This is a genomic window from Curtobacterium sp. MCBD17_013 (genome assembly GCF_003234565.1).
GTDB lineage: Bacteria > Actinomycetota > Actinomycetes > Actinomycetales > Microbacteriaceae > Curtobacterium.
Genome location: NZ_QKTU01000007.1, coordinates 44,383 through 57,027 on the forward strand (window position 1 = coordinate 44,383; position 12,645 = coordinate 57,027).

At 72.4% G+C, this 12,645-nt stretch carries 10 protein-coding genes and 2 pseudogenes; 9 read left to right on the forward strand and 3 right to left on the reverse strand.

Annotated features, from left to right (window positions below):
- Nucleotides 1-5: 5 nt before the first annotated feature.
- Nucleotides 6-896, reverse strand: coding sequence for a UTP--glucose-1-phosphate uridylyltransferase GalU (gene galU, locus DEI81_RS09290; RefSeq protein WP_111010437.1), 891 nt, complete (start codon nt 894-896; stop codon nt 6-8).
- Nucleotides 897-999: 103 nt separating this feature from the next.
- On the opposite strand from galU, the gene DEI81_RS09295 reads away from it, so the two are divergent.
- Both DEI81_RS09295 and DEI81_RS16690 read left to right on the forward strand, forming a co-directional pair.
- Nucleotides 1,000-1,590: a 5-formyltetrahydrofolate cyclo-ligase gene (locus DEI81_RS09295; protein ID WP_111010538.1), complete on the forward strand. Its 591-nt coding sequence runs from the start codon at nt 1,000-1,002 to the stop codon at nt 1,588-1,590.
- Nucleotides 1,481-1,732: pseudogene (locus tag DEI81_RS16690) on the forward strand (FmdB family zinc ribbon protein); the annotation flags it as partial. The gene DEI81_RS09295 and the pseudogene DEI81_RS16690, both read left to right, overlap by 110 nt.
- 14 nt (nt 1,733-1,746) lie before the next feature.
- On the opposite strand, the gene DEI81_RS16695 reads toward DEI81_RS16690, so the two are convergent.
- On the reverse strand, nt 1,747-1,899 hold the full coding sequence (locus DEI81_RS16695; RefSeq protein WP_309146571.1) for a hypothetical protein: 153 nt from the start codon (nt 1,897-1,899) through the stop codon (nt 1,747-1,749).
- 146 nt (nt 1,900-2,045) lie between these two features.
- On the opposite strand from DEI81_RS16695, the gene mscL reads away from it, so the two are divergent.
- On the forward strand, nt 2,046-2,543 hold the full coding sequence (gene mscL / locus DEI81_RS09305; protein WP_111010439.1) for a large conductance mechanosensitive channel protein MscL: 498 nt from the start codon (nt 2,046-2,048) through the stop codon (nt 2,541-2,543).
- A 106-nt stretch (nt 2,544-2,649) separates the two neighbouring features.
- Entirely contained in the window at nt 2,650-3,243 is a 594-nt protein-coding gene (locus DEI81_RS09310; RefSeq protein ID WP_111010440.1) for a CDP-alcohol phosphatidyltransferase family protein, read from the forward strand.
- Nucleotides 3,244-3,920: 677 nt separating this feature from the next.
- Here the strand turns inward: DEI81_RS09310 and DEI81_RS09315 are convergent.
- A complete protein-coding gene (locus tag DEI81_RS09315) occupies nt 3,921-7,685 on the reverse strand; it encodes an AAA family ATPase (protein WP_375334768.1) in 3,765 nt (1,254 codons plus the stop codon).
- Nucleotides 7,686-7,825: 140 nt separating this feature from the next.
- Between DEI81_RS09315 and DEI81_RS09320 the strand changes: the two genes are divergently transcribed.
- The 5 genes and pseudogenes from DEI81_RS09320 to DEI81_RS09340 all read left to right on the forward strand — a co-directional run bounded on the left by DEI81_RS09320 (nt 7,826) and on the right by DEI81_RS09340 (nt 12,643).
- On the forward strand, nt 7,826-8,689 hold the full coding sequence (locus DEI81_RS09320) for a CoA ester lyase (RefSeq protein ID WP_111010442.1): 864 nt from the start codon (nt 7,826-7,828) through the stop codon (nt 8,687-8,689).
- Nucleotides 8,665-9,198, forward strand: a pseudogene (locus DEI81_RS09325) (DUF6264 family protein); the annotation flags it as partial. The gene DEI81_RS09320 and the pseudogene DEI81_RS09325, both read left to right, overlap by 25 nt.
- Nucleotides 9,199-9,244: 46 nt before the next feature.
- The gene (soxR, locus tag DEI81_RS09330) at nt 9,245-9,790 is read left to right on the forward strand and encodes a redox-sensitive transcriptional activator SoxR (RefSeq protein WP_111010444.1); all 546 of its coding nucleotides are present in this window, start codon (nt 9,245-9,247) and stop codon (nt 9,788-9,790) included.
- Complete coding sequence (locus DEI81_RS09335) at nt 9,787-11,634, forward strand: gamma-glutamyltransferase family protein (RefSeq protein WP_258368598.1); 1,848 nt, start codon at nt 9,787-9,789, stop codon at nt 11,632-11,634. Before soxR ends, DEI81_RS09335 begins: the two co-directional genes overlap by 4 nt.
- Nucleotides 11,635-11,761: 127 nt before the next feature.
- The gene (locus DEI81_RS09340) at nt 11,762-12,643 is read left to right on the forward strand and encodes an aldo/keto reductase (protein WP_111010445.1); all 882 of its coding nucleotides are present in this window, start codon (nt 11,762-11,764) and stop codon (nt 12,641-12,643) included.
- Nucleotides 12,644-12,645: the final 2 nt, after the last annotated feature.

Here is a 12,645-nt window from a genome sequence, read left to right on the forward strand (position 1 = left end):
GACGGCTACTCGCCCGCGTTGAACTCCTTGAGCCATTCCTTGAGCTCGGGGCCGAGGTCGTCGCGGTCGGAGGCGAGCTGGACGATCGCCTTGATGTAGTCGAGTTTGTCACCCGTGTCGTACCGGCGTCCACGGAACACGACGCCGTACACGCCACCCGTCCACTCCTCGGCGCCGGCCATCTTCATGAGCGCGTCCGTGAGCTGGATCTCGCCGCCCTTGCCCGGCTCCTGCTTCTCGAGGACGTCGAACACCTCGGGGCGGATCACGTAGCGACCGATGATCGCGAGGTTGGAGGGGGCCTCCCCCTGGGCGGGCTTCTCGACGAGACCGGTGATCTTGACGACGTCGTCCTCGTCGGTCTCCTCGACGGTCGCGATGCCGTACATGTGGGTCTGGGACGCCGGGACCTCGAGCAGGGCGACGACGGTCGCGTTCTTCTCGTCCTGCACCTCGATCATGCGCTTGAGCAGCGGATCACGAGCGTCGATGATGTCGTCGCCGAGGAGCACGGCGAACGGCTCGCGGCCGACGTGCATCTTGGCGCGGAGCACGGCGTGGCCGAGGCCCAGCGGGTCGCCCTGGCGCACGTAGTGCATGTCGGCGAGGTCCGTCGACTGGTTCACCTTGGCGAGCTTGTCGTGGTCGCCCTTCTTGCGGAGGGTCTCCTCGAGCTCCGACACGTGGTCGAAGTGGTTCTCGAGCGCGTTCTTGTTGCGACCGGTGATCATGAGGACGTCATGGAGGCCCGCGTCGACGGCTTCCTCGACCACGTACTGGATCGCGGGCTTGTCGACGACCGGGAGCATCTCCTTCGGCATCGCCTTGGTCGCGGGGAGGAACCGCGTCCCCAGCCCTGCGGCCGGGATCACTGCTTTGGAAATCTGGAAACCCATGGCGACGAGCGTATCCGCTGCCCCCACGACGCGGGCGTTAACGGACGGGGGACCGTGTGGAGGACACATGGCCACGCGGGGACGAGCCGTTAAGCTCGTGGCCATGAGCGCCGAGAGCGACATCGGGAACGCCAAACGAGCCCTCCGTGCCGAGCTGCGGCAACGTCGCCGCATGCACACCGCGTCGGAGCGGAGCGCGTTCACCACGGACCTCACCGCCACGCTCCAGCGCTTCGTGGAGGAGCGGGCGATCTCCTCGCTGTCGGCCTACCTCCCGTCGTCCGACGAGCCCAACGTCCGCCCGTTCCTCAACTGGGCGTTCGACGCGGGCATCCGCACGCTGTTCCCGATCGCCCGGGACGACGGCCTGCTGGACTGGGCCGTGGGGGACGGCGAGACCGAGCACCAGGGTCTGGCGGGCGTCCCCGAGGTCGTCGGCGAGGTGCTCTCGCCGATCGCGATCAACGACGTCGACGTCATCCTCGCGCCCGCGGCCGCCGTGGACCGAGCCGGCATGCGGATGGGCTGGGGGCGCGGCTACTACGACAAGACCCTCGGATCCATGGCCAAGCGTCCGCCCGTCTATGCTGTGGTGTTCGACGCGGAGTACGTGGACGAGGTCCCTCGCGAGCGCCACGACCAGCCCGTCGACGGCATCATCACCCCATCGCGCATCCTCACCTTCCGGAGCTGACGTGCCCACCTACTCCTACCGCTGCACCGAGTGCGGTACCGCCTTCGACGTCAAGCAGTCCTTCTCGGACGCGGCCCTGACCGAGTGCCCGACCTGCGGCGGCGTGCTCCGCAAGGTGTTCAGCCCCGTCGGAGTGACGTTCAACGGGTCCGGCTTCTACCGCACGGACTCCCGGTCGTCGTCCGGGGCATCGGGGACGAAGTCCGAGTCCGGTGGCGGATCGACACCGAGCGAGTCGTCGTCGTCGAGTTCGACCTCGTCGAGTTCATCCGGTTCGACCTCGTCGAGTTCATCCGGTTCGTCCTCCACAGGCTCGTCCTCACCGTCGTCGTCCTCATCCGGGAGCTCCAGCGCGGCCTGAGTCGTGCTCCGTCGGTAGCGTGATCCGTGCCGGTCGACTGGACGCCCGGCCGGTCCCCGTGGCGCGGGCCGACACCTGGACACGAGGGGGTCCCGTGAAGGGCTTCAGGGAGTTCCTGCTCCGCGGCAACGTCATCGACCTCGCAGTCGCCGTCGTCATCGGCGCCGCGTTCACCGCGATCGTCAACACGATCGTCACGGCGGTGATCAACCCGGCGGTCGGGGCGCTGTTCAACGCGTCGAGCCTCGAGCACACCTGGGTCCTCACGATCCCCGGAGTCGGCGGGGCGCACGCCGAGCTCCACTTCGGTTCCGTGCTCGGTGCCGTGATCCAGTTCGTCATCGTGGCCGCGGTCGTCTACTTCGCGCTCGTGCTGCCGGTCAACCGCCTGAGGAAGCTCGCGTTCAAGCGCGTCGAGAACGACGTCGAGCAGCCGCCGGCGGACGTCCCGCCGACCGATGTCGAGGTCCTCCTCGAGATCCGCGACCTGCTCCGACAGCAGCAGGGGATCACCGGTCAGGCCGCGGGCGCGCACGTCGCCCCCACCGACGCGCCGACGGGACCGGGCATCAGCGGCACGACGAAGCTCTGAGACCGGGCCGATCGCTCGCCACCCAGGTGCCGGAGGCACCGCCGCTATCCTGAGTGGATGGGCGACCGGCGGGTTCGCCACGACGGCGAACGAGAGGCCCGACGCCATGGCGGACATCAGTGGGAGGCGAGCCCGTCCGGACTGGCAGACCTGGCCGAACCTGCTGACGCTCGTCCGGTTCGTCCTCATCCCCGTGTACGTCGGACTGGTCGTCGCGGGACACCCCGGATGGGGCCTCGTGTCGCTGGTCGGACTCGGGGTCACCGACTGGGCGGACGGCTTCATCGCCCGCCGATTCCACCAGGAGTCCGCACTCGGCAAGGCGCTGGATCCCGTGGCGGACCGCTTGTCGATCGTCGCGATCGTGTTGTCGCTGGTCCTCGTCGGGCTCCTGCCGTGGGTCGTCGTCGCCGTGGTGGTGGTCGTGGACCTGGTGCTCGTCGCCATGTCGAGCGCGTTGTTCCGCGGGTCACCAGACCTCGACGTGACCTGGACGGGCAAGATCCGCTCGGCGCTGCTGTTCGTCGGGCTGCCCGTGCTGCTGTTCTCGTCGACGTCGGTCGCCGAACACCTCACGTGGGTGCGTGTCGTCGCCCTCGTGTGCATCGTCCTCGGCACGGTCGGGCACGTGCTCGCCGGCGTACAGTACGCCGCTGCCATGGTGCGGAAGCGCCGCGGCGACGCCGTCCCCGCTCGCTGAGGTCGGCACCGCGCGGACGGCAGTCTCCTCGCTGACCTCGCGCTGCCGAGGCTGCCACGCTTCCCCGATCGACGCGTCGCCCCTGGGTACGTGAGCCGCACAGTTCCATCCCCCGACTTCCGCCGCCGACACGACCGTTGTCGGGCGACGCGTTGAACGTCGTCCCGGTCCGACGGGGGCCGTGCGAGGGCGGAACGGGGAGGCGGCAGGGCTCACGGGCGGCGGGAGGGCCGCCTCAGCCCCAGTGCGGCGGCCGGTCGCCCAGCAGCCGCGCGTCGTTCTCCCCCGCGCCGTGCCGCTCCGGCTCGGGCGCGGGGTTCGGGTCCGTTCCCGGCGCCGGAGCGGTCGTGACCCGGCGGCGGCGAGTGGGGCCTCCCGGCCGTCGGTCATGAGCGGCCGTGGCGCCGTCAGACGTGCGGTCCTGTGCGCCCGTCGTCCGCCCGGCGGACGAGTCGCCCGCGGGACCAACGGCGGACGGGTCGCCCGCGGGACCAACGGCGGACGGGTCGCCCGCGGGGCCGGCGGCGACGGCCTCCGCCCCCGTGGCGGAACGGACGTCGGCGTGGGCCGCCCAGCTCCCGCGGAGCTGTTCCGTCCCTGGGGTGACCGGTCCGGCCGGTCGGGAGGCGCGCCTCCCGGTCATCGGGACCAGCTGGCGGTCGGTGGCCAGCCCGCGGTCACTGCCGGGCCGGGACCGGCGGGATCGCGATCTCCTGCGTCGCACCACGGTCGACGCCGAGCACCTGGGCGACCGTCGTGGCGACGCGGTCCGGGTCGGAGAAGAGCTGGAAGGCGTGGACGCGCACGTAGTGCCAGCCGAGCCGTCGGAGCACCTCGGGCCGGAGGCGCAGCGACTCGCGCAGGGAGCCCTTGGCGAGCGACGCGTCGGTCTCGATCGTCACGCAGACCCCGCCGTGCGCGGCGACGAGGCCGAGCTTGCCGCGGTGTCCGAGCGCCACGGGGATGCCGCGCATCTCGAGCCGGCGGGCGAGGTCGACGAGCAGCGGGTCGCTGTCGTCGGGCACGTACTCCATGCTCGTGCGGGCCCGGACCTCGGCGAGGATCTCGGCGAGCGCGACGGTGCCGTGACCCATGCGCTCGGCCTCGATGTCGGACGGCTGGAAGCACGTGACGATGATCATCGACCGGCGGGCGCGGGTCATCGCGACGGCGAGCAGGCGTTCGCCGCCGGGCTTGCCGAGCGGACCGAAGTCGCGGAGGACGCGGCCGTGGGGCGTGCGGCCGTAGCCGATCGAGAACACGACGCGGTCGCGGCTCTGGGCGACGGACTGCTCGAGCGTCGCCACCATGAACGGCTCGGGGCGGTCGCCGATCACGAACTCGGTGAGGTCCTTGTGGCCCTGCACGGCGGCGAGGACGGCCTGCTCGACACGAACGGCGTGCTTGGCGGACGCCGTGATGACCATGAGCGACTCGGTCGGCCGGTTCTTGGCGTGGTCGAGGACGAGCCGCACGACGCGGTCGACCTCGGCGTCGACGCTCTCGACGGCGCCGGACTCGGGGTCCGGCACGGCCTTGCCCTCGGCGACGTAGTCGATCGCGATCGAGCCGTGGCCGAGGAACGAACCCGCCCACGGCAGGGACTCGATGCGGCCCCCGTAGAAGCGCCGGTTCACGAGCTCCGCGAGGTCCTCGCCGCCGGCGCGGTACGAGCGCGTGAGCGACAGGGTCGGCAGGAGCGTCGAGAGCTTCGCCAGCGCGGAGTCGGCGTGCAGCGAGTCGAGCGTCTGCTCGTCGACGCGGAGCGCCCGGTGGTCCGGGTCGACCGCGATGCGGAACGGGGACGGCGTCTGGGTGACCGGGTCGCCGAAGACCACGGTCTGCTTGGCGCGGCGGATCGCCCCGACGGTCTCGGCGATCGTCACGGCACCGGCGTCGACGAGGATCACGGTGTCGAACGGCATCGTGTCGGCGATCTGCGGGACCTCGTACGGCGACGCGAGCCAAACGGGTGCGATGGCGCGGGACAGGTGCGGTGCGGAGTCCTGCAGCAGCCGCGACGTGATCGCGGGCTGCCGGAGCTGCGCCTTGAGCTGCGCGGCCTCGTCCGGCCAGTCGACCAGGCCGACCTTCCAGTTCTCGGCGAGCTGCCACGCCAGGCCCTGGGACACCCCGGCGGCGTGGGCGTCGTCGACGAGCCGGAAGTCCGCCTCGACGCGGTCGAGCATGTCGGTGTTCGCCCCGAGCAGGGCGCGGTCGCCCTCGAGCAGCATCTCGAGGCAGGACTGCCACCACGCGAGCTCGAGCTCGGCCGGCACCTGGGACTCGGGCACGTGGCGGTTCGCCAGGTCGGTGATGAGCGGTTCGAGCTGCAGGTCGCGCAGGGTCGTCATGAGCTCCGTGCGCTCCTGCAGGTTGTGCAGGACGTCGCTCTCGGCCGCGAGCTCGCCGATGTCCGCGACGAGCTGGTCGATCGGCAGGTTGGCGAGCTGCCGCTCACGGGACGTGTTGCCGAGCGGCTCGTCGAGACGCGCGAGGTCCTCGGCGACGTTCGAGTAGAGCACCTGGACGTCGGCGATGCCGGTGGGGATCTCCGGGGCGACGCCGGCCGCCACGTACCGCTGCCACAGGACCCGCTGCTGCTGGACCCGCGTCAGGGCCTCGTGCAGGTCGGACACGTGCACGCCCGGACGGACGTACTCGCGGGCGAGCTTCTTGAGGCGACGGCGGTTCGTCGCCGACATCGGGGCACCCTCACCCCGCGGGGCCGTCGCCGCGACGAGCTCGGACACGGAGCGATCGAACACGACGGGCAGGAAGCGGTCGAGGGTGTCGCGGATCTCGGTGAGGAGCCGCAGGTACACGCCGAGTTCGCCGATCGTCGTGAACGGCCGCATGTGGGTCGAGCCGATGAGGTCGTTCGCGCGCTGCAGCAGCGTCGGCAGCTCGGTGGCGTGCAGGCCCTGCGCGGTCTGGTGTGCCTTGTGCGCGGCGGCGCTGGACGCGAACCGGGCGCCGTACCAGGGCGAGTCGTCCGGCCCGTACTTGAACTCGCCGAGGTTCGCGGCACTCACCATCGTCTCGGCGACGCGCGCGCGACCGTCGACCATGGCCTCCACGGACGACCGCGACAGGCGCGCGGTCGTGGCGGGCGGGACCGGGAGGAGCGACAGACGGGACAGCTCGACCAGACAGTCGAGCACGGAGACACCGAACGCCGGGTCGACGCGGCCGAGCGCGCCGCGGTAGTCGAGCAGGACCTTTCGGAGCCGGACGAGCGCGTCGTCGACCTCGCGGAGGTTCGGCTTCGTCGACTTCTCGTTGCGGCCGATCGCGCGGATGAGGTCGCGCCGGAGGGTCGCGGGGGTGACGGCGACGCCGGGCAGCTGGACCTCGACGAACCGGCTGGCGATGCCGCGCAGGGTCGCGCGCCGCGGGCTGACGACGAGCACGCGCTTGTTGGCGGCGACGAGGCCACCGAGGGCGTTCACGATGGTCTGGGTGCCACCCGTGCCGGGCAGGGTCTTGACCACGATGGAGTTGCCCGCCGTGATCTGCGCGATCACGTTCTCCTGCTCGTCGTCGGCGTCGAGCAGGAGCGTGTCGGTCTCGGGGCTGCGCTCGTCGGACGGCGTCTGCTCGACCGGCCGGTAGGACTGCTCGACCTGCCACTTGGCGCTCGGGTTGCCGGCGAGGGCGTCGAGCACCGGGTGCGAGAGGTCGCGGGTGTCCTCGACCATGCTCGACGCGACCTCGGCGAACGTCGACACGACGAGGCGCGGGTGGACGCTGAAGTGCGGCAGGTGCGCGGTGAGGCCGCGGAGGCGGTCGATGACCGGGTTCGGCGTGAACGAGCCGTCCTGCTGGGCGAGCGCGACGAAGGCCTCGGCGTCGAGCACGATCCCGAACTGGTCGCGCAGGGCGTCGGCGAGCGCCGGGTTGAGGACGGGCTGGCCGAGCAGTCGGACCTCGAAGTCACGCCCGTGGCGGCGGATGGCGAGCGGCCGGAGGAGGACCGGCCCGCGGTGGTCGACGTCGGCGTGCCGCCAGTCCACCATGCCGATGCCGAGCTCGACCGCGTCGATCCCGCGCACCGTCGCGAGCTCCGTGCCCTTCTCCTCCACGAACCCCGCGGCGATGCGGGCGGCGCGGAACGCGACCTCGTCGCGGATGAGGCTCGACAGCAGGGTCGTCTTGCCGGTGATGAACTGTGCCAGGCCACCCGGGTGGGTCGTGCTGAGCTCGATGCGAGCCCGGGGGTGATCCGAGAAGTGGATGAGCGGGGACGTGCCACCGACACCGGAGAGCTGCTCGCGCCAGGCGTCCCACACGGGCTCGGCCGCGTTCCCCGCCGTGAGTCGCGGGTCCCCGAGGCTCAGCTGCTGTGGGCTCGTCACCTGCTCGGGCGCGCGCAGGTCATCGGCGCGGACGTCGTCATCCACGTCGTCCTCGCGCTCTGCAGTCCTGTCGACACGCCACACACCGATACTGTAGGCGGCCCGCCGAGCCCCGACGGTCAATGAACGCCGATTTCGACACATCCGAGCGTGATCACGCGACCCTCCACACGCAGCCCTCCGCGGCCCCTGGCGCGCGGGGGTGGGTGTGGTACCAACGACGCATGGCCATCGACGACCGTCCGCGCACCTCCACCTCCGAACGCCGTGCCGTCCCGGCCGAGATCAGCCGGTCCTGGCTCCTGGTCGCCGCGACCGCCGAGCACGGCTTCGACCGCGCTGCGCGGTCCCGGGCCGACCAGGTCGTGCTCGACATCGAGGACGCGGTCGACCCGAAGCGCAAGCCGGAGGCCCGCGCCACCGTCGCCGCGCGGCTCGCGGGCGGCGGATCGGCATGGGTGCGCATCAACGACGTCACGACGCCGTTCTGGGCGGACGACGTCGAGGCACTCCGCGGCCTGCCCGGACTGCGGGGCGTCGTCCTCGCCAAGACGGAGGCCGCGGAACAGGTCACCGACACCTGGCACCGCCTCGGGGGCACCCACCCCGTGGTCGCGCTCGTCGAGTCGGCCCTCGGGATCGAGGAGTCCACGGCGATCGCCCGGGCGAAGGGCGCGTTCCGCCTGGCGTTCGGGAGCGGTGACTACCGCCGCGACACCGGTACCTCCGCCGACACCCTGGCCATGGCCTACCCGCGATCCCGGCTCGTGGTCGCGTCCCGCGTCGGGGACCTGCCCGGCCCCATCGACGGCCCGACGGTCGGCACGAGCCACCCGATCCTCCGGGAGCAGGCGCAGGTCGCGGTGGCGCTCGGCCTCACCGGCAAGCTGTGCCTCGACACCGACCAGCTGCCCGTGATCAACGAGGTCATCTCGCCCACGCCGGCCGACGTCGCCTGGGCCCGCGACTTCCTCGACGACTTCGAGGCGCGCGACCGCATGGTCCGGGACGGCAGCGACCTGCCCCGGCTCGGGCGCGCACAGAAGATCGAACGCCTCGCGCAGGCCTTCGGGGTGGAACCCCGATGACCGGGGGGACGGACGGCGGCGCGCCGGACGGCAGCCGGGCCTCCCGGCCGCACATGGAGACGCAGGCCGAACGGGAGGCCCGGATCGCGTGGGAGCAGGGCGGCACCTCGCTCATCCCACCGGTCGGGCGCATCGCCGACCGGGTGGTGACGGTCCTGTTGCTGGCCGCGACCGGCGTCATGACCATCGTGACCGCCGTGATCGCGCTCGTCGCGGTCCTGGCATCGGCACCGCGATGCCACCCCGCGAGCGGGTGCTCGACCGGAGCGCTCGTCGGCGGCGGCGCGCTCGCGGCCGGCGGTGCGTTCGTCGTCGGGGTCGCGGCGCTCGTCCTTGCGGTGTGGGCCTGGATCCGTCGGCGGAGCTCGTGGTGGATCGCCGCGATCGGCTTCGTGGTGGCCGTCGGATGCGTCGTCGGCGGCGGGGTCCTGTCCGCGTCGGCACTCGGCGACCTCGGCGGCACGACCCCGGCCGGTGACTCTCCGTGGCCCGGCGGGAGCGGGACCTGACAACCCCCAGGACCGCGAGGGGCCGGATCGGTGCGACGATGAACGCGTGCCGACCGCGACCGACCTGTTGACCATCGGCGAGCTGTCGCGCCGGTCGGGGATCGCCCCGTCGGCCATCCGGTACTACGAGGAACGCGGTCTCGTGACGGCGGAACGGACGGCCGGCAACCAGCGACTGTTCCCGCGCCACACGCTCCGTCGGCTCGCGGTCCTCGCCGCCGGGCAGCGAGCCGGTCTGTCCCTCGCCGAGATCCGCGAGGCGTTCGACGCCCTGCCCGCAGACCGCGCCCCGAACCCGGCGGAGTGGACGGCGCTCTCGCGACGATGGGCCGACGCGGTCGACACCCGGATCCGCGAGCTCGAGGCCCTCCGCGACGACCTCGACGGCTGCATCGGGTGCGGCTGTCTGTCGCTGACCCGCTGCGCCCTCGTCAACCCCGGGGACGGCGCCGCCCGCTCCGGCCCCGGTCCGCACCAGCTGCACGGAGTACGCACGGGTTCGCGGCTGCACGAGGCGCGCTCGGGCGGGGACACCGGCATCGTCGCCGACACGAACGCGGCACGGTTCGAACCGACCGAGCGGCCCGCATGACCAGGAAGGACCTCGTGACCTACACGACCCCACCCACGACCATGACCCGCCCCGACCTGCAGGGCACGCACGGCATGAGCGCCTCGACGCACTGGCTGGCCACGGCCTCGGCGCAGTCGGTACTCGAGCGCGGGGGCAACGCGTTCGACGCGGCCGTCGCCGGGGCGTTCGTGCTCCACGTCGTCGAGCCACACCTCAACGGCCCGGGCGGCGACATGACCGCGGTGTTCGCCACCGCGGCGGACCCCACGCCCGTCGTGCTCATGGGGCAGGGCCCGGCTCCCGCCGGTGCGACCGTCGAGCACTACCGCGGTGAGGGTCTGGAACTCGTGCCGGGGTCGGGCGCCCTCGCGGCCGCCGTGCCCGCCGCCGTCGACGCGTGGCTGCTGCTCCTCCGGGACCACGGCACGTGGGACCTCGCCGACGTCCTGGCCTACGCCATCGGATATGCGCGCGACGGCCACCCGGTCGCCGCTCGCGTCGCGGACACGATCGGCCGCGTCGCCGACCTGTTCACGGAGCACTGGCCGTCCTCCGCCGAGCGCTGGATGCCCGAGGGCCGGATCCCCGTCGCCGGCGAGGTCGTCCGGAACACCGCGTACGCGGACGTGCTCGAGCGGCTCGTCGCCGCCGGAGAGGGCTCGGCGGACCGGTCGGCACGGATCGACGCGGCCCGGGACGTTTGGGCGTCGGGGTTCGTCGCCGAGGCCGTCGAGCGGTTCGTCCGGACGCCGCACCGGCACTCGTCGGGCACCGACCACGCGGGTGTCATCACGGCTGCGGACATGGCCGGGTTCCGGGCCACGTACGAGCCCGCGGTGACGCTCGAGTTCCGCGGCCACACCATCGCGAAGACCGGCGCCTGGGGGCAGGGGCCCGCACTGCTGCAGACCCTCGCGATCCTCGAACCGCTCGACGACGCCCTGCTCGACCCGTCGACGGTCGAGGGCGCGCACACCATCGTCGAGGCGCAGAAGCTCGCCCTCGCCGACCGCGAGGCGTACTACGGCGACCACGACGTGCCGCTCGAGCGGCTCCTGTCCGCGGCCTACGCAGCCGAGCGACGCGCGCTCATCGGTGACCGGGCCTCCGCCGAGATCCGCCCGGGCGACGCCGGCGTGCCGGCCGGCGTCATGCCCCCGCTCCGCACCGAGTACCTGCCGCCGGCGCTCGACGAGCGCCCCGAGGGCGTCGGGGAACCCACCGTCGACTCGTTCGCCGGCGCGGAACCGCACGTCGGCCCCGACGGCCAGACGCGCGGCGACACGTGCCACATCGACGTCGTCGACCGCTGGGGCAACATCGTGTCGGCCACCCCGTCCGGCGGATGGCTCCAGTCCTCGCCGACGATCCCCGAGCTCGGCTTCTGCCTCGGCACGCGGTTGCAGATGACCTGGCTCGAGGAGGGCACCGCCTCGACGCTCCGCCCCGGGCTGCGTCCGCGCACGACGCTCACCCCGACGCTCGTGCTCCGCGACGGCGAGCCCGTCGTCGCCCTCGGCTCCCCGGGCGGTGACCAGCAGGACCAGTGGCAGCTGCTCTACCTGCTCCGGACGATCGTCGGCGGCTGGTCGCCGCAGCAGGCGATCGACGCCCCGGCGCTGCACACGACCTCGTTCCCGGGGTCGTTCTGGCCGCGCACGTGGGAGCCCGCGGGGATCGTCGTCGAGGACCGGATCGGGGACGACGTCATCGCCGGCCTGGAGGCCCGGGGACACGTCGTCACGCGCGCCGGCGGTTGGACCCTCGGTCGCCTCTCGAGCGTCGGCCGCGACCCGCGGACCGGTGTCCTGTCGGCCGCCGCGAACCCGCGGGGCGAGCAGGCGTACGCCGCGGGGCGCTGAAGGTCTGCTCGTCGCCGGCCGCGTTCCCGCTGACCGCTGATCCCTCCACCGGGGCCGGGGAGCTGTCGACATCCACAGGGAGGCCTCGCGGGGAACCGGCTCGGTGCGTGCGGCGCATGCTGGAGCCATGAGACAACGGACCATCGGAGACACCGACGTCAGCGCCATCGGTCTGGGCGGCATGCCCATGTCCATCGAGGGGCGACCGGACGAACGCCGAGCGATCGCGACCATCCACGCCGCACTCGAGGCCGGGGTGACCCTCATCGACACGGCGGACGCCTACCACCTGGGCGGCCACGACGAGGTCGGGCACAACGAATCGCTCATCGCCAAGGCCATCGCGGAGTACGGCGGGGACACGTCGCACGTCGTCATCGCCACGAAGGGCGGACACCTGCGCCCCGGGCCGGACGAGCGGTGGACCCAGAACGGCGACCCGGCCTACCTCAAGGAGGCCGCCAAGGCATCGGCGAAGCGCCTCGGCGTCGAGGCCATCGACCTCTACCAGTTCCACCGGCCCGACCCGGCCGTGCCCTACGCCGACTCGATCGGTGCCCTGGTCGACCTGCTCGACGAAGGCGTCATCCGCATGGCGGGCATCTCGAACGCCGACGTCGACCAGATCCGACAGGCGAACGAGATCCTCGACGGGCGGCTCGTGTCCGTGCAGAACCAGTACTCGCCGGCGTTCCGCACGAGCGAGGTCGAACTCGTCCTGTGCGACGAGCTCGGCATCACGTTCCTGCCGTGGGCTCCGCTCGGCGGCATCACGTCGGCCGGTGACCTCGGGGCGATCCACGAGGCCTTCTCGATCGTCGCGCGCGAGCACGACGTCTCCCCGCAGGTGATCGCGCTGGCGTGGGAGCTGCAGAAGAGCGACGTCGTCATCCCGATCCCGGGTGCGTCGCGACCGCAGTCGATCCTCGATTCCGTGCGGGCGGCCGACGTCAAGCTGCGGCCCGAGCAGATCGAGCGCCTCGACGCCGCGCAGGCACCCGCGGCGTGATC